The sequence below is a fragment of the Leptothoe kymatousa TAU-MAC 1615 genome, from assembly GCF_018739865.1.
Taxonomy (GTDB): domain Bacteria; phylum Cyanobacteriota; class Cyanobacteriia; order Phormidesmidales; family Phormidesmidaceae; genus Leptothoe; species Leptothoe kymatousa.
Map to the genome: position 1 here is coordinate 44,770 of NZ_JADOER010000002.1, position 19,403 is coordinate 64,172.

At 48.7% G+C, this 19,403-nt stretch carries 20 protein-coding genes; 15 read left to right on the forward strand and 5 right to left on the reverse strand.

Features of this window, described 5'->3' with window-relative positions:
• Positions 1-76 precede the first annotated feature (76 nt).
• A complete protein-coding gene (locus tag IXB28_RS00620) occupies positions 77-760 on the forward strand; it encodes a Bax inhibitor-1/YccA family protein (RefSeq protein WP_215616608.1) in 684 nt (227 codons plus the stop codon).
• 108 nt (positions 761-868) lie between these two features.
• Here IXB28_RS00620 and IXB28_RS00625 read toward each other — a convergent pair whose 3' ends face one another.
• Positions 869-1,477 (reverse strand): ParA family protein, encoded by a 609-nt coding sequence (locus IXB28_RS00625; protein ID WP_215616609.1) that lies wholly within the window; start codon positions 1,475-1,477, stop codon positions 869-871.
• Between the two features lie 205 nt (positions 1,478-1,682).
• Here IXB28_RS00625 and tsaE point away from each other — a divergent pair, with 205 nt between their 5' ends.
• Together tsaE and IXB28_RS00635 are read left to right on the forward strand one after the other, a co-directional pair.
• Complete coding sequence (tsaE, locus tag IXB28_RS00630; protein ID WP_215616610.1) at positions 1,683-2,183, forward strand: tRNA (adenosine(37)-N6)-threonylcarbamoyltransferase complex ATPase subunit type 1 TsaE; 501 nt, start codon at positions 1,683-1,685, stop codon at positions 2,181-2,183.
• Positions 2,158-2,613 carry an EVE domain-containing protein gene (locus tag IXB28_RS00635; protein WP_215616611.1) on the forward strand — a complete coding sequence of 152 codons (456 nt, stop codon included), beginning with the start codon at positions 2,158-2,160 and terminating at the stop codon, positions 2,611-2,613. The genes tsaE and IXB28_RS00635 overlap by 26 nt, the downstream gene beginning before the upstream one ends.
• Positions 2,614-2,647: 34 nt before the next feature.
• On the opposite strand, the gene IXB28_RS00640 is transcribed toward IXB28_RS00635, so the two are convergent.
• Together IXB28_RS00640 and IXB28_RS00645 are read right to left on the reverse strand one after the other, a co-directional pair.
• A complete protein-coding gene (locus IXB28_RS00640; protein ID WP_215616612.1) occupies positions 2,648-3,607 on the reverse strand; it encodes an alpha/beta fold hydrolase in 960 nt (319 codons plus the stop codon).
• Entirely contained in the window at positions 3,604-4,452 is an 849-nt protein-coding gene (locus IXB28_RS00645) for a DUF4058 family protein (RefSeq protein WP_215616613.1), read from the reverse strand. Before IXB28_RS00645 ends, IXB28_RS00640 begins: the two co-directional genes overlap by 4 nt.
• 398 nt (positions 4,453-4,850) lie before the next feature.
• On the opposite strand from IXB28_RS00645, the gene IXB28_RS00650 reads away from it, so the two are divergent.
• The 3 genes from IXB28_RS00650 to IXB28_RS00660 all read left to right on the forward strand — a co-directional run bounded on the left by IXB28_RS00650 (position 4,851) and on the right by IXB28_RS00660 (position 8,119).
• Positions 4,851-5,273, forward strand: coding sequence for a hypothetical protein (locus IXB28_RS00650; protein WP_215616614.1), 423 nt, complete (start codon positions 4,851-4,853; stop codon positions 5,271-5,273).
• A gap of 348 nt (positions 5,274-5,621) precedes the next feature.
• Positions 5,622-6,593 carry a UDP-glucuronic acid decarboxylase family protein gene (locus IXB28_RS00655; protein WP_215616615.1) on the forward strand — a complete coding sequence of 324 codons (972 nt, stop codon included), beginning with the start codon at positions 5,622-5,624 and terminating at the stop codon, positions 6,591-6,593.
• Positions 6,594-6,739: 146 nt separating this feature from the next.
• Positions 6,740-8,119 (forward strand): UDP-glucose dehydrogenase family protein, encoded by a 1,380-nt coding sequence (locus IXB28_RS00660; RefSeq protein ID WP_215616616.1) that lies wholly within the window; start codon positions 6,740-6,742, stop codon positions 8,117-8,119.
• A 119-nt stretch (positions 8,120-8,238) separates the two neighbouring features.
• On the opposite strand, the gene IXB28_RS00665 is transcribed toward IXB28_RS00660, so the two are convergent.
• Entirely contained in the window at positions 8,239-8,694 is a 456-nt protein-coding gene (locus tag IXB28_RS00665) for a T3SS (YopN, CesT) and YbjN peptide-binding chaperone 1 (RefSeq protein WP_215616617.1), read from the reverse strand.
• 241 nt (positions 8,695-8,935) lie between these two features.
• On the opposite strand from IXB28_RS00665, the gene IXB28_RS00670 reads away from it, so the two are divergent.
• The 9 genes from IXB28_RS00670 to msrA all read left to right on the forward strand — a co-directional run bounded on the left by IXB28_RS00670 (position 8,936) and on the right by msrA (position 18,222).
• Positions 8,936-10,384, forward strand: coding sequence for a GTP-binding protein (locus IXB28_RS00670; protein WP_215616618.1), 1,449 nt, complete (start codon positions 8,936-8,938; stop codon positions 10,382-10,384).
• A gap of 261 nt (positions 10,385-10,645) precedes the next feature.
• Positions 10,646-11,368: an FAD-dependent thymidylate synthase gene (gene thyX / locus IXB28_RS00675; RefSeq protein WP_215616619.1), complete on the forward strand. Its 723-nt coding sequence runs from the start codon at positions 10,646-10,648 to the stop codon at positions 11,366-11,368.
• 188 nt (positions 11,369-11,556) lie between these two features.
• Positions 11,557-11,943 (forward strand): response regulator, encoded by a 387-nt coding sequence (locus IXB28_RS00680; protein ID WP_215616620.1) that lies wholly within the window; start codon positions 11,557-11,559, stop codon positions 11,941-11,943.
• Between the two features lie 208 nt (positions 11,944-12,151).
• Positions 12,152-12,397: a hypothetical protein gene (locus IXB28_RS00685; protein ID WP_215616621.1), complete on the forward strand. Its 246-nt coding sequence runs from the start codon at positions 12,152-12,154 to the stop codon at positions 12,395-12,397.
• 577 nt (positions 12,398-12,974) lie between these two features.
• Complete coding sequence (gene rpoD, locus IXB28_RS00690; RefSeq protein ID WP_215616622.1) at positions 12,975-14,111, forward strand: RNA polymerase sigma factor RpoD; 1,137 nt, start codon at positions 12,975-12,977, stop codon at positions 14,109-14,111.
• 254 nt (positions 14,112-14,365) lie between these two features.
• Positions 14,366-14,971, forward strand: coding sequence for a transcriptional repressor LexA (lexA, locus tag IXB28_RS00695; RefSeq protein WP_215616623.1), 606 nt, complete (start codon positions 14,366-14,368; stop codon positions 14,969-14,971).
• Positions 14,972-15,182: 211 nt separating this feature from the next.
• Complete coding sequence (locus IXB28_RS00700) at positions 15,183-16,760, forward strand: DUF3352 domain-containing protein (protein ID WP_215616624.1); 1,578 nt, start codon at positions 15,183-15,185, stop codon at positions 16,758-16,760.
• 172 nt (positions 16,761-16,932) lie between these two features.
• On the forward strand, positions 16,933-17,253 hold the full coding sequence (locus IXB28_RS00705; RefSeq protein WP_215616791.1) for an STAS domain-containing protein: 321 nt from the start codon (positions 16,933-16,935) through the stop codon (positions 17,251-17,253).
• Positions 17,254-17,544: 291 nt separating this feature from the next.
• A complete protein-coding gene (gene msrA, locus IXB28_RS00710; RefSeq protein ID WP_215616625.1) occupies positions 17,545-18,222 on the forward strand; it encodes a peptide-methionine (S)-S-oxide reductase MsrA in 678 nt (225 codons plus the stop codon).
• Positions 18,223-18,328: 106 nt separating this feature from the next.
• Here the strand turns inward: msrA and pheS are convergent, their stop codons facing one another.
• Positions 18,329-19,321, reverse strand: coding sequence for a phenylalanine--tRNA ligase subunit alpha (gene pheS / locus IXB28_RS00715; RefSeq protein ID WP_215616626.1), 993 nt, complete (start codon positions 19,319-19,321; stop codon positions 18,329-18,331).
• Positions 19,322-19,403: the final 82 nt, after the last annotated feature.

Consider the following 19,403-nt stretch of genomic DNA (forward strand, 5'->3'; position numbering starts at 1 on the left):
GTATCGCTAATTGACAACCTAGAGAATACATGCATCTGGGTTGGTTCTAAATTTTGCCAACGGGAGGCATTTGTTCATGATTACGGTGGCTCAAGCTCGACCCAATGAGCGAGCGGAATTTATTAAACGCACCTACACCCATCTTGCAGGGGCCGTCGGCGCGTTTATCGTAGTTGAGTTTTTATTTTTTCAGCTGGGCATTGCCCAAATGCTGGCTACTTTCTTTATGGGTAGTCGCTTTGGTTGGTTAGCTTTGCTGGGGGGCTTTGCTTTGCTGGGGTACATGGCCAGCAACATGGCGGCTAAAGCCAATGATGTCAATACCCAATATATGGGGTTGGGGCTGTACGTCATCGGTGAGGCAATTCTTTTTGCTCCACTTTTAGTGATGGCCGTCCTATATTCTGACCCATCGGTGTTGCCCACCGCTGCGGTCATTACCCTGTTTCTATTTGGGGGCTTAACGGCGGTCGCCTTTACCTCCGGTAAAGACTTTTCGTTCCTAGGTGGGGTGCTCAAAATTGCCGGCATGATTGCCCTGGGGCTGATTGTGTGTAGCCTGCTGTTTGGCTTCTCCCTGGGGCTGATTTTCTCCTTCTTTATGGTGGCCTTTGCCGGGGCTGCGATTTTGTACAAAACATCGAATGTGATGTACCGCTACTCCACCAACCAGCATGTGGCAGCGTCCTTAGAGTTATTCGCTGCGGTCATGTTGCTGTTTTGGTATGTGCTGCGCATTGTGATGTCCTCTCGCCGTTAGGACGCGCATCTCATTCTTAAATGCTTGGCAGCCCCTGGTCCTGGCCAGGGGTTTGCTGTAGGAATTTAATTGGATGACTGGCAGACCCCGTGGTTGGAAAATATGTCTCTACCGTCCTTTGAGGAGGTTGAGAATTTCGTTGCCTACCGACTTATAGTCTTGCCATCCCCGTTCAGAGCGTTGGTCTTTCACGTCGTAAACCGGTATGCCCTGCATGGCGGCTTTTTGAAAGGCGGCCAATCGACCAATGCCACGGTCAAAGGTGGGTAGATCAGCTTCTTTGAGCAGCTTTTTGACCTCATCCCCGGCACGACTTGGCTTCGGCGGAATGGACGTCACCAAGATCCGATATTGGTGGGTCTGGATGGATTTGAGGTATTCAATGGTTAATACCAGGGCATCCAAGGACAAAATATCGGGCATTGTGGGCAAAACGAGCAAATCGCACGAGTTGGCTAGGGCTGCCAAATCTTCGGTGGTGGGTCGTGCCTGGGTGTCAATAATGATGTGTTTGTAGGCGTCGCTTTGGGTTTCTGCTTGCCACTGGTCTACGACTACAAATGGCAGCTCCCCACGACTCGCCCAACCTAGGGCCGAGCGGTTGGGATCGGCATCGATCAGTAATGTTTTGCCTTTGCCTTGAAAAAAGGCAGCTAGATGGATGGCGGTTGTTGTTTTGCCGACGCCACCTTTGAAGCTGGCTACCGTGATAATCATAGGCACTGCTAATCTTGGCTATTGCAATTGACCGATATGCCAACTGCCCATCAGGCTAGTTTGGTTAGGTCAACGCTGTCGGCATGACCATGGTTTTAACTAACCTGATAAATGTTATACACAACGATACAGTTGGAGTGCTGTCTGTCCAAGGTGGGTTTTCATAACCTGATTGCCGTAATTTTTGTTGGTTTAAGGACTATTTATGCCCATCTCAGTAAAACTGGCGGATCTTAGGGCCACCCATCGTTTCGGATGGCTGCTGGGGCAATGTTTACCAGTTGGGACGGTGTTGCTGCTATCGGGGCCTTTGGGCAGTGGTAAAACTGCGTTGACCCAGGGTTTGGGTGCAGGGTTAGGGATTGAACAAACTATTGATAGCCCGACATTTACCTTAATCAATGAGTATTTGACGGGACGATTGCCCCTCTATCATGTGGATTTGTATCGCTTGGAGGGGGCGGCGGCGGATAGCCTGTATCTGGAAACCTATTGGGATGGGGAAGAGGTGGAGCCTGGTATTTTGGTGATCGAGTGGGCCGAACGGTTGCGATACTTGCCGGATGTGCCAATTCGACTTAGTTTGGCCTATGCAGGTAATGGCCGTCGGGCTGAACTGACCTGGCCGACTGATTGGCAGGCTGAGGTGTGGCGCAAATTGCAGGAGGGATTACGGCACGATGAAATATTGGTTGATGAAGTCTGAACCCGATGTGTACAGCATTGATGATTTGGAGCGCGATCGCAACGAAATTTGGGATGGGGTGCGCAACTACCAGGCCCGCAATTTCCTCAAGTCCATGACCATTGGCGATATTGCCTTTTTCTACCATTCCAATACCAAGCCCCCGGGCATTGCCGGGCTGATGAAAATTAGCGAAGAGATGGTGGTCGACCCCACCCAGTTTGACCAAGCCAGCAAATACTACGATGCCAAATCCACCCCAGGGGCTCCCCGCTGGCACACGGTCACCGTCAGCTATGTGGAAACCTTTGGCCACTACATTAGCCTGGATGAACTAAAGCAAAATTTTGAACCCGACGAACTCCAGGTGGTCAAACGGGGCAATCGTTTGTCCGTGATGCCCATCGCTGACGACATTGCCAAGCGCATTTTGACCTTAGCAAAACCGTAGTGGGGCGCTGGATTTGATCAATTCTGGCCGCTCTCTATAACGTTTGCTGCTTGAGCCAATCTAGAATCAGCCCATTGACGATTTCCGGTCGTTCATCATGGGGACAGTGGCCGGTGTCTGGGATGGAGTGAAACGCCACGTCTTGTGTGGGATCCGCTGCCATTTGTTGATACAGTTTGGCACCTTGAATCGGCGTCCAAGGATCCGTTTCGCCCCACAACACCAGCAAGGGCTGGTTAATTTTTTGGAGTAGTTCACTGGGGCGAGGCCCTGGAGGTGCCGTCAAAATTGAGGCGAAAACTTTTTGAGCCCCTGGATCACAGGACGGACGGTGGAGTAACTCCACCAGTTCAGGGGTAATGGCATCACGATTGCCGTAAACCTGTTTTAGGGCCCCGCGAATCCGAAATCGCGATCGCACCTGGTCAAAAACTAACGGTCCCAATACTGGGGCACTCACCACTTTACTAAAGAGGCCCATCACCACACTGAGAGGTCTCGGTAAATCCTCTGGCCGGTGGTTCAAACTGCCCGCACAGTTGAGTAATACACCACCTGCTGCAATATCCGGGGAATTGGCTAGGGTCATCAAAACCAATAATCCACCGATGGAATTACCCACAAAAATAGCAGGGACACGAATATGCTGCCGCCAAAAATCCCGTAGCAGAAATTCCCAAAGATTAAGGGAGTAATCTAAAGCTGGCTTTTCCGATGCCCCAAACCCCAATAAATCTAGGGCAAACACCTGATACCCTGCTGCTGCCAACACAGAAATATTCTGCCGCCAGTGGCCAATGGACGCACCAAAGCCATGGACTAAAACCAACGGTATACCCTGACCCTCAACGGCATATTGAACGTCATAGCCTCGCCAGTTCCAAAGGCCCGTCTGTCTTTGGGTATCACTTTCAGCAGGGGGCGCAGTCGCAGGACTCAGGGAATTTAAATCGGTGGGCGATGGAGCAGAGGGGGTAATAGTTTGGCCGGTCATGCCTGCAAATGTGCGCTACGTCTTTTTAACTTTTCTTCATCATATCCGTTTGTGATCTGACTCGATTGCCTCAACCCAGCCTCACCTAATAAATTATCGAGCCATTGGCTCGCATCTGGCTGTAGTGGAGGAATGGGATCCCGCTCGTAGTTGATGGAAAAATCGTAGTTCGCGCCGGCACAGGCATCATCCAGAGCCTGCTTTAAATTAACGGTACATTGCGCTTGGGTGCCCTCCCCATCCTGGGAACGGCTAATGGGAATCGTTAGCAGTGGAATGGGTGCATTCACCTGCCATGTATACATCTCTGCCTTCGGACGCTGATCGCTGCGGCTGACTAGAACCCGATAGTCGATATTGCTAGGGCCATAGGCAGAAATCGGCTCCCATCCCCGGAGTAAATCGATTTCTACAAAGTGGGTGTCGCCGCCAAAAATGGCTTCACATCGCTGCTCATAGTTGTCTCGACCCCGTCCAGGTCGTTTCTTTTGAGGCGTCAGGGTTTCGACAATGGTGACCGTGGTGCCAATGTGCTGATCCACGATTTCGATGTAGTCTTCTTGGATGGTTTGAGGAACGGCAATATAGGTAGGAATAGGCTGTTGAGATGAGGCTCCATTTTGAGCAATCGGGCCTTTAAATCGGTTTTCCTGCGCCGATTGCCCCACCACCAAGCTATCCTCGCCACTCACACGGTAAACCCGTTTGCGAATGATGATGAGGTAGCGGTCAGAGACTTCATTTTTCAACAAATTGGCCAATGCAGTTACAAACTGCGGATGAATTTCAGGCCAAAGGTCGGGGTGTTCCAGGTAAGGGTTCATGCCGGGAAACATTACAGGCATTAACTATCCTCTGAATGGTCGATGACTTAACTGTTGTAGTGAATCTGATGAACGGGCATTGGTCCTGTTGCTAACCAAACTGCCTGGAATGAAACACTCAAGATTCTAGCAACTCAAAATTAGAGCGGTAGAATCATGAAAAGTTCATATTTACGAGCGTTGTGTAAGGCTAACTTAGCCTAGTTATTAGATATAGGGTTAACCATAAAAATTAAAGACTCGATAAAGCGGACGAACCTGATTGGGAATCTCTGGATTAGTTGTGTACCTTGGGAGATTTCTTAGAATCTTTTCATAGGTTTTTGAGCGATAACAGGACTTTCGATCAATTTAATCGATAGTGTTTTCAGGTCCTGGTGGCGTTGGCACAATATAAATAATGCGAAAGGGAAGGGGGTATGGAAGTTTCTAGTAACGTATGGATTGTTTTGGTGGTGTTTGGCCTAATTTTGGGAGTGGGTGGAAGCTTGATTGCCTCTACTACGCTGCGTCCTTGGGGGCAAAAAATTCCTTTCACCACACCGATTACAGACTTGTCTATACCAATTTCAGGCGAAGCGCGTCACCAGTTCAATCAAGGCGTATTTGCCTATCGAGAACGGTCATTTGGTCGCGCCGTAGATTGCTTTACCAATGTGATTAATTGTGAGCCCGGCCTAGCGGAAAGTTTTCATAACCGTGCCCGTGCCCAGGCGAATTTAGCCAAAAAACAAAATGCCGTAGCTGATTTAGTGGCTGCCAGTGATATCTATAGCCGTCAAGGGACAAAGTCAGGAATTGATTGGGTCAAAGCAGATCTTGACGTTCTATCACAGTTATGAAATCAAGTTTTGTTGAAAATAATGGGAACTAGGTGGGTGGTACCTGGGGTCTTTTTTTGGGTACTCCTGTAAAAAAGATTTGAAGTTGTAGTGAATGCCGATTCGGCCCAGCTATTCCACCAAGAAACTTTGGTACATTGCAGACACATTAAAGGTGTGTTTAATCAGGAATGAGGGCATCGGTCTGCAATTCAAATCTATCTACTGCCCTATGCGGTGCTTGTACGGCAGTTAATTGCAGTCATACCTAATATCCTTGTGGTTAGTGTCTGATGGCAGGTGCTAAGACTTAGAGAGTAGGTGTCTCATCCTCATTCCATATTGGTGTCTTATTAGTTCAGAAATATTATGCGAATTTTAGTGACTGGTGGAGCCGGTTTTATCGGTTCTCATCTGATTGATCGCCTTATGGCAGATCAGCACGAAGTTATTTGTTTGGATAACTTTTACACAGGTCGTAAGCAAAATGTTTTGCCGTGGTTGAATCACCCAAACTTTGAGCTAATTCGCCACGATGTCACTGAGCCGATTCGTTTAGAAGTTGATCAGATCTATCACTTAGCCTGTCCTGCTTCACCCGTTCACTATCAGTACAATCCGGTCAAAACCATCAAGACCAATGTGATGGGCACCCTGAATATGCTGGGCTTGGCAAAGCGGGTCAAAGCTCGCTTTTTCCTCGCCTCCACCTCTGAAATTTATGGTGATCCCGAGGTGCATCCCCAGCCTGAGGAGTACCGCGGCAACGTTAATACCATTGGTATTCGTAGCTGTTATGACGAAGGTAAGCGTGTGGCTGAAACCCTAGCCTTTGACTACCACCGCCAAAATGACGTGGATATTCGTGTCGTCCGCATCTTTAACACTTACGGCCCTCGCATGTTGGAAAACGATGGTCGTGTTGTTAGCAACTTTATTGTTCAAGCTCTGCAGGGTACTCCTCTGACGGTGTATGGCGATGGCTCCCAAACCCGTAGTTTTTGCTACGTATCTGATTTGGTTGAGGGCTTTATTCGGTTAATGAATAGTGACTACATCGGCCCTATGAACTTGGGGAATCCTGGTGAGTACACCATTCTAGAGCTGGCTCAATCGGTACAGAAAATGATCAACCCTGACGCTGAGCTTCAGTATGAGCCCTTACCCCAGGACGATCCACGGCGTCGTAAGCCCGATATCAGCAAGGCTAAGTCCATTTTGGGTTGGGAGCCTCAGGTGCCTTTAAACAAAGGTCTGGAACTTACCATTGCAGACTTTAAAGCTCGCATGGAAGCGGCGGGTAAACTGGCTGGGTCGTCAACGCCACAGCCATTGGCCTAATTGATAGGCTATTTAGCAGTTATGAAACGCTGTTGAAGAATGCAGGCTCCTTTGTGCTTGGTTGCTCTAGGGGCCTGTATGTGGGCAATGTATCTGCTCGCTTACGTTTAATTTAACCATTTTCAGATATATCAAGGAGTGCTTATATGCGTGTTTGTGTTATTGGTACAGGCTATGTGGGTCTAGTGACGGGTGTGTCTCTTTCGCACATCGGCCATGACGTTATTTGTATTGACAATAATGAAGAAAAGGTCAAACTGATGCAGTCTGGCCAGTCTCCTATCTTTGAGCCTGGCCTCTCGGAGTTGATGCAGTCTTCTATGGAGGCCGGTCGCCTTTCTTTTTCATCTGATCTAGCCGCAGGTGTGGCCCATGGCGATATCTTGTTTATTGCTGTAGGTACCCCACCGTTGCCCACCGGTGAAAGTGATACGCGTTATGTTGAGGCGGTTGCCCGCGGCATTGGTGAGCACCTCAATGGCGGCTACAAAGTCATTGTGAACAAGTCCACGGTACCCATTGGTTCCGGTGACTGGGTCCGCATGATTGTCATGGATGGTATTTCTGAGCGGCAGCAGGTGCCTGTCGGTGTTGGTGCCCCAGCGGCTAAGCCCGAGGATCCCATGTTTGATGTGGTGAGCAACCCTGAATTTTTGCGGGAAGGCTCCGCTGTATATGACACCTTCAACCCCGACCGGATTGTGCTAGGTGGCAGCAACCCTAAAGCCATTGCCATGATGAAGGAACTGTATGAGCCCATCGTGGAGCGTCAGTTTGCTGAAGATAAGGACGCTCCCCAGGTGCCCATTCTGGTGACGGATCTGAGCTCTGCTGAGATGGTGAAGTATGCGTCCAACGCGTTTTTGGCCACCAAGATTAGCTTTATCAATGAGGTTGCTAATATTTGCGATCGCGTCGGTGCCGATGTGGTTCAAGTTGCCCAGGGCATTGGTCTAGATTCCCGGATCGGCAGCAAGTTTCTCCAGGCGGGTATTGGCTGGGGTGGTTCCTGTTTCCCCAAGGATGTTTCCGCCCTGCTGCACACCGCCGATGACTATGGCTACGAAGCCCAGCTGCTGCGTGCCACCATCGATGTGAACACCCGCCAGCGCCTGCTTTCCCTAGAGAAGCTACAGCAGATGCTGAAAATCTTGAAGGGTAAGACCGTGGGTCTACTAGGCCTCACCTTTAAGCCCGATACCGACGATATGCGCGACGCGCCTTCTCTGATTTTGATTGAGCATCTGAATCGTTTGGGGGCCAAGGTCAAGGCCTACGACCCCATCGTTTCCCAGAGCGGTATGCGCAATGGCATGACCGGTGTGATTGTGGAAACCGATGTCGAGCGTCTGGCTGATGGCTGCGATGCGCTGGTATTGGTGACCGACTGGCAACAGTTTAAGGATCTTGACTACGGCAAGATGGCTCAGCTGATGACCACACCCAATATGATTGACGGTCGTAATTTCCTTGATCGCAAGACATTGGAAGAGGCTGGATTTACCTACTCTGGTGTAGGTCACTAGAGCAGTGGGCCACCAGAGCTCCGGGGCTTGCTAATTGGCTAACCCATAAAAAAATAGGGGAGACGATCCATTGTCTCCCCTATTTTTTTGAATTTTTATTCTCAAGGAGGTTTGGGCAGCTACACACCGGGGGATGCCCAGCGGTCGAGGGCGCGTTTACCGCCCCATCGGGCCACGATTTCATCGTCATAGTCGTCGGCCAGGCGCACCACTGTCGTGACCGAATGCTTGAGTTCGATGCGATCGCAGGTTGAGCCCACTAAACTATGCTCAAAGACAATGTCGTCTTCACTATCTAACGCGAAGCGCCCAAACAGAATATTGTCATTGGCTCGTAACAAATAATATGTTAGCTCCGGCGTAGCATCCACATCTGTAACCACATAGGACCGCGTGGTAATCAGCGCTTCATTATCACCCCAGGGAACGACGCGGGTGGATGCGACCGCTGAGCCAATCGTAATGATAAACAGCGGTTCATCCTCAAAAGCAACCGTTGCCTCACCGAATAACTCATCCATCCAGGGGGCAATGCGTTCATAGCAGATTTTTTGAGCTGAACTTTCAAAATCCATGGAGCGGCAGCAACATTGACGACTGGGGCAGCGAACTATAGCTTGACGCAAAACTACAGCATAGATTGCTGAAAGCCTGAAGTAGCAACAGCTATGTGCAGCAAAAACGGCTAAATGACTTCAGCAGTTTGTTGTACCCACATAATATTCTCTCATCTATGTTTTACAGGTTCTCAAAAGTTTCTAAATGATGTTACTTACCGTAAGGGGCGCTTAAACTGGGGGAACGACTGATAAATGCATGACAGCGCCCTCTAACGTGACCCATTTGCCTGATTTTTCCTCGTCCCCAGAGTCTGCCTTAGAACGCCAGTTTGAGCGGCTCATGGCAGATTCGTACCATACCCAGGCTCAGTCTAGTCTCAAGCAGGTGATTGATGGCCTTGATCTCACACCCCGTGAACGGGAAGGCTTACAACCTGAAATTGATAATTTACTCGGGTTGCAAAAAAAAATAGACCAGGGCATTGTCCACATAGCCGTGTTTGGTATGGTGGGGCGCGGTAAGTCCTCCCTATTGAATGCCTTGGTGGGACAGCCAATTTTTGTCACCGGTCCCCTCCATGGCGTCACCCAAGATATCGCCAGTGTGGACTGGCAAGTTCTAAATTCTGATCAAGATGCAGGCCTGGTAAGTCGGGTTACCCTGGCCAATAGCACTGACCAAAACCTGGATGCCGCCGCTCGGATTGAGTTAATCGACACCCCAGGCATTGATGAAGTCGACGGGGAACAGCGCCAGCAATTGGCGGAGCGTGTGGCCCAGCAAAGTGACCTGATTCTATTTGTCATCGCTGCCGATTTGACCCAGGTAGAATATGACGCCCTGGCCTGGTTAAGGCAGGCGGGGAAGCCAATTTTGCTAGTGCTGAACAAAGCGGATCAGTATGCTCCGCCGGAACAGGCTTTATTACTAGAGACCCTGGGTGAACGGGTAAAGCCCCTGAATATTTTGGCCGATGATGTGGTGGTTGCGGCGGCGGCCCCGCTACAGATCACGGTGGCCGATGGTGCCCGGCGCCGCACGCGGGGACTGCCGGATGTGGCAGCGCTCAAGCTCAAAATGCTGGATGTGCTAGCGAAGGAGGGTAAAGCCCTGATTGCGCTGAATACTCTCCTATATATGGATGATGTTCAGACCCGGTTGGTGGAGCGGAAGCTCCAAATTCGTCAGCATCGTGCGGATGACTTGATCTGGCAAACGGCCTTAACCAAATCGATAGCGGTGGCGGTTAACCCGATGTTGTTGGCCGATGTGGTGGGTGGGGTAGCTGTGGATGTGGGGTTGGTGGTGAGCCTATCTAAGCTATATGGTTTGCCCATGACGCAGCAGGAGTCGCTCCATTTGCTGAAAACTATTGCGATCGCAACCGGCAGTTTATCTGTCACCGAATTATTCATTACCCTCGGCCTCAGCTCCCTCAAAAGTCTGTTGGGTATGGCCGGGTTAGCGACGGGGGGCATCAGTCTAGCGCCCTATGTTTCGGTCGCTTTAACCCAAGCGGCTGTAGCAGGTGTGGCCACCTATGCCATTGGTCAAGTAACGCGCACCTATTTAGTCAACGGCGCGAGCTGGGGTGAGCAAGGACCCAAAGCGACCATCGCCAACATTGTCGAAACCTTAGATGAAGCCTCGATTATGGCGCGGCTGAAAGATGAGCTCAGGCAAAAGCTACATCGAAATGCCTAAACCTGATCGAAACGTGGCTATGGTCCCTAGCTAGGGATCGGGCTAGCGCTTTTTGATGGAGAAATATGGCGATATTTGTCACGTAGTTTCAGGAAACTATAGGTTCCGATAAGTTAGCTTGAGCTGTTGCTTCTCTATCGATAGACTATATCGGTTGACTATTGACTAACGTGTCTTTGGTAGATGTCAGTTGATGGTCTTCTGGGGTCTGCCACTGTTTAATTGTCTGCATCTTCTCCTTCTTCTCTTTAGCAATTGCCCATGCAACGGTTTACCGTCGAAGTTATTTCCCAAACGCCTAATCCCCAGCAGACAATTTACGCTGCCATGCATCAGGACTACGCCGAAGGGTTTGTTTGCAATGAACGACACGATTGGCCTGCTGAGGAAAAGTGCGGTGACTTAGTTATTCGGAATTTGCTTAAGGGAGGACGCGGCCACTATGGTCCTTTGGAACATCCCCAAATAGTGTTGAACTGTGGCTGGTTGCCCCATTCCACCATGCAGCAGATTCGCACCCATCGGGTGGGGGTGTCTTTTGATGTGCAGTCATTTCGCTACACGGGGTCGCGCATCTTGGACGTTGTGGCTGGGAAACGGCATGTGGAAGAGGTGTTTTATCTACGTCCTGTTGGCGACTACAGTGACCGGCAGGGCAAAAAATATACCTATACCCCAGAGTTGCGGCAGCAAGATATGGACTGGTGTTTGGACGCGTGTCACCGATATAAAATTCGCATAGAGCAGGGATTTGCCGAAGAACATGCGCGGGGGCTCATTCCTTTTGATGTGCGTCAGCACTGGGTGATGTCTGCCAATGTGCGGTCTCTAATGCATCTGCTCGATCTGCGTTGGAAAGCCGATGCCCAGCTAGAAGCACAAAAACTCTGCGAAGTGATTTGGCCCCACTTTCAGGCCTGGGTGCCTGCGATCGCAGACTGGTATGAATCCCATCGCTTGAAGAAGGCGCGTTTGGCCCCCTAAATGACCCACACCCTTAGGTATTTAACAGTTTTTTTAGATGAACCTTGCAATTCATTAACTTGAATGTACAAGTACACAACTTTAATAACTCAGCCTAAGAAGCCTTTAAATACCTTTCATCTGTCTCCTGCAATTGGTAGTGGCCCATAGACTTAGGGTGCTGAAATAGGCCTAATGGGAAATGGCATATGAACAGCTCAAGCGGCTACATCCTTTTATTAGATTCGCAGTGTGAGGAAGACCTGATGGTGCAATCTCTCTCTATTCAATTAGAGAGTAATGTTTTTGTTGCGCATTCTGCCGATCAAGCCGTTGCCCGTATTGAAGAAAGTATTCCATATTTAGTAATTCTTTCTGGTGCCCACAAAAATTGGTCTCCAGCCTTAGTCGATCGATTGCGGGAGACTGTTAGACCCTCAGGTAGCACAACGATTGTGGCGTTAACTCAGTCCCATGAACCTAGTTGGTCCCCCCAGGAAGAACATCCAGGTATTGATGGCTTTTTAGTAGAGCCACTGACGCAAGATGTTTTACACCTTGTGGTAGAGTCAGCAGCAGCAAAAACTACGCTCTAACTCGACCCTAGTTGCCCATGGAGTTGCAACGTCTGCCTTCATGGGACGTATGTTCTATTAAGTAGTCTTATTTCACATTGGAGCATTGGGGCTTTTGGCACTTGCGTGTGTGGTTTAGCGCTAGCCCATACTTCAGTTTGCTCTAAACAAAATGTTTTACGTTCCAAAAACAGGACGTGAAACATTGTTTTATCTTCTTCAATATCTAGTGTCTAAAACAGTTAAATCCCCCCAGGCTCGGCAGTTTAAATTTTGGTTAGAGCAAACTCTACAAGATGGGATGCAGTATCAATCTGCACTTTTCCAACGAATTTGCACCTTAGATTACGAACACCGTCATCAGCTGTATCAAAAGGCCAATCAACTGGCTCAAAATGGGGCGGACACCATCATTACCCGCAACGACAAAGCCTGTCATTTGTGGTTAAATCTCAAATGCAAAGCCGATAGATAGCCGCATTCACAGCAACGGCCATTTATAAAATTGCCGGATGCAGCTACCCAAGTCATGGCGGCACTTCCCACATTGGACAGAATTAGAACACAAATAAAGTTTATAATTTATTTATGTTTAGATAGGCAATATTAATGTGTGCGTTGATACAGTCTTATACGCCTTGTGATTTAAGGGCTTGAGGTTTCTGGGTTTGTGCAAAAGCTATGGAATTTTGACAACTCGTGCTAAAACCTCTGGGCGTTTTATTGGAAAGCGTGTTACTACTGTAGAAACACGGATAGACCAACAAGTCAGTCCAGCGTTTTTACATCGGTGAGAATAATTGAAGGCTTTGCTAACCGGGAAATCTTTGTTCGATATGTTGGCGAATGTTTACTGTTGTAGACGATGGAATTTGAAGTTGGCTAACCTGTTAAATCTATCGGACCAGTATTTGTAAATTAATAACTTGTGAGGGTGTTCTTGGGCTTTGGCATTGTGCTTATAAGTTTAGAAAGAACGCTCACTAGAGTTATTGGATTTACTGGTTTGATATCTTGATCTATTGCATTTGAAGGAATACGAGGAAAGCGGCATGACCCAAGCAAATACTGTTCTAGAGGACTTGAGTCCCAGAAATGAGCTGGATTCGCTGATCGATCCTGAGGCTGGGAAAACTTTTTCGAGTTCCGAGGAAGAGGTTCAGGCTGTTAGCAAGCCTGCTGCTAAGGGAACAACTCGTCGTCGTAGTGCCGCTGCTGCTGCCTCTCAAGCTAAGAAAAAGCATTACACAGAGGATTCTATTCGCCTCTATCTTCAGGAAATTGGTCGGATTCGTCTGCTGCGGGCTGAAGAAGAAATTGAGCTTGCTCGTAAGATTGCCGATTTGCTCGAGCTCGAGCGTATTCGTGACGACCTTTCCGATGGCATGGATGAAGAGCCTGACGATGCTGCTTGGGCTGCCGCCGTTGATATGCCTCTGCCAGCGTTTCGTCGCCGTCTCTATCTTGGGCGTCGGGCTAAAGATAAGATGGTTCAGTCCAACCTGCGATTGGTTGTATCCATTGCCAAGAAGTACATGAATCGCGGTCTATCTTTTCAGGACCTGATTCAGGAAGGCAGTCTGGGTCTGATTCGTGCTGCTGAAAAGTTTGATCACGAGAAGGGCTATAAGTTTTCTACCTACGCAACATGGTGGATTCGTCAGGCAATTACCCGTGCGATCGCAGATCAGTCCCGCACCATTCGCCTCCCTGTTCACCTATACGAAACGATTTCTCGTATTAAGAAGACTACCAAGCTCCTTTCCCAGGAGTTGGGTCGCAAGCCCACTGAGGAAGAAATTGCCACTCGCATGGAAATGACCATCGAGAAGCTGCGTTTCATTGCTAAGTCTGCCCAGCTACCGATTTCTTTGGAGACTCCGATTGGTAAGGAAGAGGATTCTCGCTTAGGAGACTTTATTGAGTCCGATGGTGAAACGCCTGAAGATGAGGTTTCTAAGAGTCTTCTGCGCGAAGACCTAGAGGGTGTTTTAAGTACCCTCAGCCCTCGTGAGCGCGATGTCCTGCGGTTACGTTACGGTTTGGACGATGGTCGCATGAAGACTTTGGAAGAAATTGGACAGATTTTTAATGTAACTCGTGAGAGAATTCGTCAGATTGAGGCGAAAGCTCTGCGTAAGTTGCGTCACCCCAACCGCAATAGTGTTCTAAAGGAATATATCCGCTAGGTTTTAGCGCTAGCTAGTATTAGAACCATATTTTTTTGAAAAGTGGGCTTTAGGAATTTTCCTGAAGCCCACTTTTTTAGCTCCAAACAGGTTGATGGTTGGATTCTAGGACTTGATAGTTTGGCGATCATGCCGCCCGAGATCGCTATAGGAGTCTTTACATGAATATGTGTGGACAAAATGGAGTATAAGTTGGTACTGTTGTTCTTGTAGGGGTACGCTTGTTCCCCTATGGTTTGTCTTATTGGTGCCCCATGGAACCTCTTACCAATGCTCAAGAGGAGCTTTATAACTGGTTAACTAACTACATTCGTACGCATCAACATTCCCCTTCCATACGTCAAATGATGCGAGCGATGGGTTTAAAATCACCGGCTCCTATCCAAAGTCGCCTTGATCACCTTCGTAAAAAAGGCTACATCGATTGGAATGAGGGCAAAGCTAGAACGATTCGTGTTTTGCAGGGGGCGGGGGTGCCCATTAAGGGCACCATTGCCGCTGGTTCTATGGTCGAAGCCTTTGCCGATGTTGCGGAAGAGCGGCTTGATCTGTCTTCCCTGCCTATCAAGGCTCGAGATTATGCGTTGCGGGTGCGGGGGGATAGCATGGTGGATGCCCTGATTGATAATGGGGACTACGTGATTATGCGTCCGGTGGAAGATCCTGCTGCAATTCGCGATGGCACTATCGTTGCCGCCCGTGTGGAAAGTGCGACTACATTAAAGTATTTATACCGCGAGGGAAATGATGTGGTCCTAAAGCCTGCAAATCCCAATTATGAGCCCATGGTCTATCCTGCTCAGGATGTTGATATTCAAGGGCGTTTATTAGCCGTTTGGCGCAGTCAAGATTTAAGCTAAGGAAAACGCAATCAATTAAATCCATAATTGTCACCGCTAGCCACAGAGGACTGAGCGGAGTCGAAGTCCGGCAAAATTGGAAGTTATTTAATCGCCATTCCTAAGTTTCGTTGTCGACGGACTAAGTCCAACTAAGTTCTAGGTCTTTGCTCTACTAAACTAGAGTTTCATCAGGTTGGGCAAAGGTTTTATGGAGCATAGGGCTAGGTGGATGATGCGCAAACTAGTTGCGATCGCATTTGTCTGTATCAGTCTAGTGATTGTGGGCTGCGGTCAGCTATCTCCAGTGTCGCCACAAAACTCTGCGTCCCAAAATAATGCAGTTTTGGAGTTTATTCCTCGTCAGGCGTTGCTGGCGACAGTTATTGACGCGAGCAATGCTGGTTTGCCATCGGCTTTAAGTAAAATATTGCCCGGTTCCTTAACCGCTCTTTTGGAGCCGTTGGCCATTGATTTTGATAACGATGTTCGCCCTTGGCTAGGCAATAATATGGCCTTTGCTGTGACCGATAGTGATGTTGATCGAGATCGCAGTAATGGTCGCCAAACCGGTTACCTATGGGTGGCTGAGATAGCGGATAGTGAGCGACTACGAGAATTTCTAGAGCTATTTTGGCAGCGGCAGTCCGTTGCTGGGATCGAGCTTGAGTTTGCCCAGACCAATGGGGTGCCGCTGATTGCCGGAACCGCCAGTGCGGATCAGTCGTTAGTAACTGCGATTGTGGATAAGCGCACCTTGCTGGTGGCGAATGATCCGCAGGTATTGCGGCAGAGTCTGCGGGTGTCGCAAGCGCCTCAGTTGCAAATGCCAGAACGTAATTGCTGTCAGCCTATTTGGCTGACTCTGCGGATCCCTGGCGTTATTGATTGGTTGGGGCTAGCCTTGCCTAAGGAACAGCAATTTCTAACGGCTGATCACTGGCAGCAACTATGGGCACTGGGCGAGATATCCCCCCAAGGCCTTGCTATTAATACGCAACTGGCGACCTTGGGCCAGGTTAGGTCTGGAGCCGATGCTCCCGTTACCGACAGCGTTTCTGCTGATATGTCTCCCCAGCAATATATGCCCCCATCCATGGCATGGGTCGCCCTGGGTCACGATCTACAGCCCCTATGGCTGAACATACAGAACGAACTCAGCCATTATGAAAAGCTACCGTTGCCATTAAGGTCCTTGACTCAATGGACCACAACCCAGCTAGGCCAGAAAATAGCGGCCCCTATTCGTCAGCTGTTGGCGCATGACTACAGTGTGGGGCAATTGGACGATGGAAGTTGGGTGATGGCTGTCTCCAATGCTGATGCTAAAAATGTGGCGAATTTAGATCAACTTGCAGCGGATGAGGGACTGACGGTTAGTCAACTCACCTTGGGCGGGCATACTGTAACAGCGTGGAGTCGATTGACTACCCGCCTCAGTCAGGATGCTCGTAATCGTGAAACAACGGTTGAAACAGACTTGGTGGCATTACATACAAAAGTTGATGATTGTGATGTTTTTACAACTTCCTTGGCGAGTTTAACGGCTGCATTAGATGCTCCCGGGCATGCACTGACGTCGACTCAACGATTTCAGCGTACGGTTCAAATAATGGATACTCCCAATCAAGGATATATCTATGGAACTTGGAACGATATGGAGCGTCTCTTAGCTAGTAATCGTTGGTTTACCCTGGTTCAGCCTATTCTGCAGCCATGGACTCAATCAATTGATGCGATCGCAATTACCAGCTACATACAAACTACCAATCAATCAACCGGAACAGTTTCGGTTTTGTTGAAGAAGTAAATGTTCTAAGCTACAGGCATCCGCCGTGGAAAGCCTAACCTACCTAGGAAAGAGTGACCACGTTGGCTTATTTGGGGAGCATCGACAGTGGGCATGTCCCCATTCAGTTTGCTAGTTTGAACATCTGCAAAGCTAAACTATAAATTATTGATATTTAGCCATGACAATCTCTATGGACTTAGGTGTTCATGTAATTGAGCCCGAAGGTACTTTAGACGGTACTCAGACCAATGCCTTTCGCGAGCAAGTAGATTCAGCTTTGCAAAAAGGCACCAAGGTTCTTTTAATCGATCTCAAAGAGGTCACATTTGTTGACAGTTCCGGCTTAGGTGTCTTAGTAGCCTGTTTAAAGAACGCCCGTTCTGCTAGCTGCAAGATGTACATCTGTTCGATCAACGATCAAATTCGCATGCTGTTTGAACTAACCAGCATGGATCGAGTGTTTGAAGTCTTTGCAGATCGTGCAGCATTTGAAGCCACCGTTCTTAAGTAATGCACTCATATCCAATTGAATAAATTACGATGGCTCGCTGATATATCAGTGAGCCATCGCTTTAAATATCAGTGGCGTTGCTGATCGTCAGCATGCGTTTTATCGGTCACTTCTAGACTATGGGTCAGCTTTGCAGAACGCCTCATTCCCAAAATCTGCCACGCCATATCAGCAATGACTAGTCTCGACCAACGTAAGTTTTCTAAGTCTCTAGTAGGTTTGCCCGATGATGCGCTTCTAGATTGAGTACACTAAAGATATCGGCGTTCTTACATCTATTACTACAAATCTATGGTGTTTTTTGGACTTGGTGGTTTAGGCAAAAAAGCCACAATGCCCTCTTCTAAGGATGCATTGCCAGGCCGTTCCGACAAAATGCCTGTGCCTCAGCAACATTACGTTAACGGCAATCCATTACAGCCCCCCTTTCCTGAGGGGATGCAGACAGCAATGTTTGGCTTGGGCTGCTTTTGGGGCGCCGAGCGTCGATTTTGGCAGCAAGAAGGTGTATTTTCCACCGCTGTTGGCTATAGTGCCGGCTACACGCCGAATCCCACGTATCGTGAAGTTTGTTCTGGAATGACGGGCCACAACGAAGTGGTTCTAGTCGTGTTTGATCCCCAGGTCATTAGCTACGACCAAGTCCTCAAAGTCTTTTGGGAGAGTCACAACCCTACCCAGGGCATGCGTCAAGGCAATGATGTGGGTACGCAGTACCGCTCCGGCATCTATACCTATTCCCCGGAGCAAAAGGCAGCCGCAGAACGTGCCTTAACCATGTATCAGGCCGCTCTAAGTGAGGCTGGTCTGGGGGCTATCACCACTGAAATTGTGGATGCACCCGAGTTTTACTATGCTGAAGATTACCATCAGCAGTATTTAGCTAAAAACCCTGGTGGCTACTGTGGTTTGGGCGGCACCAATGTCACCTGCCCCATTGGTGTAGGAGTATCCTCTTCAGATAGCTAGGCTCCACTATTAGCAATAAGCCGGTGAAGTTAGCGCCTAAAGCAAACCTCACCGGCTTATGAATTGCAGCTATAAAGTATGCCTAACGACAGTGGACTTCGCGCTCTTAAAACTGTTTAAGGAAACGTAGATCGCTGGCATATAGCCGACGGATATCATCGATTTGACTTTGCACCATGGCTAGACGCTCCACACCTAGACCGGCAGCAAAGCCACTATAAACCTCAGGATCATAGCCAACTGCCTTGAGCACATTGGGGTCGATCATGCCGCAGCCCAAAATTTCTAGCCACTTCCCTTTCCACTTCACATCCACCTCGGCAGATGGTTCAGTAAACGGAAAATAGCTGGGACGCAGGCGCACCTCAATATCACCAAATAGGGCTTCTAAAAATAGCTGGATAGTACCCCGCAAATCAGCGAACGTAATGTTTTTATCAACTGCGAAAAATTCAATTTGGTGAAACACAGCTGCGTGGGTTGCATCCACTGTATCCCGCCGATAGCAGCGACCTGTTGCCAGTACCCTGAGAGGCGGCTCATGGTTTTCCATGTAGCGAATTTGGGTATTGGAGGTGTGGGTTCGCATCAGATCCCCATTGGGTAAATAGAGGGTATCCTGCATATCCCTCGCTGGGTGATCTGGCAAAAAGTTTAGGGCCTCGAAATTGTAATAATCCTCTTCTATTTCAGGACCACTCGCGACGGTGTAGCCGAGGCCCACAAAAATATCCGTAATCTGATCGATGATGCTATTTATCGGGTGTACTCTTCCCTGGGATAAATAGGTTCCAGGCATTGATACATCTAGGGTCTCAGCGTCTAATTGAGCCTGGATTTGAGCATCTTGTAAGGCTGCTTTTTGGTCTTCAATGCTAGCTTGTAGTGCCGTTTTGACCTGGTTAGCCAATGCCCCAATGCGCGGACGATCTGCGGCGGATAATTTACCCATGCCACCTAAGATTTTAGAGAGCTTTCCTTTCTTCCCTAGATAGCCAACTCGAAACTGATCCAATTCATCCAAACTGGTCAGCTTTGAAATCTCATCATTGGCTTCTTGCTGTAATGTACTCAGTTGCTGCTCGAGATCGGTGGTCATGTTGGCCAAAAAGTTAAAACAAAAGAGGCAGGAAAAAGGAAGGCACGAAAGCCAGTCTTTAGTCTACACCGAAGTTTTGATT

Bases quoted from the DNA above. Each gene is read 5' to 3' on its own strand.
- IXB28_RS00655 (WP_215616615.1), top strand. From the start codon at position 5,622: ATGCGAATTTTAGTGACTGGTGGAGCCGGTTTTATCGGTTCTCATCTG.
- IXB28_RS00705 (WP_215616791.1), top strand. From the start codon at position 16,933: ATGGACTTAGGTGTTCATGTAATTGAGCCCGAAGGTACTTTAGACGGT.
- IXB28_RS00645 (WP_215616613.1), bottom strand. From the start codon at position 4,452: ATGCCTGTAATGTTTCCCGGCATGAACCCTTACCTGGAACACCCCGAC.
- IXB28_RS00620 (WP_215616608.1), top strand. From the start codon at position 77: ATGATTACGGTGGCTCAAGCTCGACCCAATGAGCGAGCGGAATTTATT.
- msrA (WP_215616625.1), top strand. From the start codon at position 17,545: ATGGTGTTTTTTGGACTTGGTGGTTTAGGCAAAAAAGCCACAATGCCC.
- tsaE (WP_215616610.1), top strand. From the start codon at position 1,683: ATGCCCATCTCAGTAAAACTGGCGGATCTTAGGGCCACCCATCGTTTC.
- thyX (WP_215616619.1), top strand. From the start codon at position 10,646: ATGCAACGGTTTACCGTCGAAGTTATTTCCCAAACGCCTAATCCCCAG.
- IXB28_RS00635 (WP_215616611.1), top strand. From the start codon at position 2,158: ATGAAATATTGGTTGATGAAGTCTGAACCCGATGTGTACAGCATTGAT.
- IXB28_RS00660 (WP_215616616.1), top strand. From the start codon at position 6,740: ATGCGTGTTTGTGTTATTGGTACAGGCTATGTGGGTCTAGTGACGGGT.
- IXB28_RS00670 (WP_215616618.1), top strand. From the start codon at position 8,936: ATGACAGCGCCCTCTAACGTGACCCATTTGCCTGATTTTTCCTCGTCC.
- IXB28_RS00640 (WP_215616612.1), bottom strand. From the start codon at position 3,607: ATGACCGGCCAAACTATTACCCCCTCTGCTCCATCGCCCACCGATTTA.
- IXB28_RS00680 (WP_215616620.1), top strand. From the start codon at position 11,557: ATGAACAGCTCAAGCGGCTACATCCTTTTATTAGATTCGCAGTGTGAG.
- IXB28_RS00700 (WP_215616624.1), top strand. From the start codon at position 15,183: ATGATGCGCAAACTAGTTGCGATCGCATTTGTCTGTATCAGTCTAGTG.
- rpoD (WP_215616622.1), top strand. From the start codon at position 12,975: ATGACCCAAGCAAATACTGTTCTAGAGGACTTGAGTCCCAGAAATGAG.
- lexA (WP_215616623.1), top strand. From the start codon at position 14,366: ATGGAACCTCTTACCAATGCTCAAGAGGAGCTTTATAACTGGTTAACT.
- IXB28_RS00625 (WP_215616609.1), bottom strand. From the start codon at position 1,477: ATGATTATCACGGTAGCCAGCTTCAAAGGTGGCGTCGGCAAAACAACA.
- pheS (WP_215616626.1), bottom strand. From the start codon at position 19,321: ATGACCACCGATCTCGAGCAGCAACTGAGTACATTACAGCAAGAAGCC.
- IXB28_RS00650 (WP_215616614.1), top strand. From the start codon at position 4,851: ATGGAAGTTTCTAGTAACGTATGGATTGTTTTGGTGGTGTTTGGCCTA.
- IXB28_RS00665 (WP_215616617.1), bottom strand. From the start codon at position 8,694: ATGGATTTTGAAAGTTCAGCTCAAAAAATCTGCTATGAACGCATTGCC.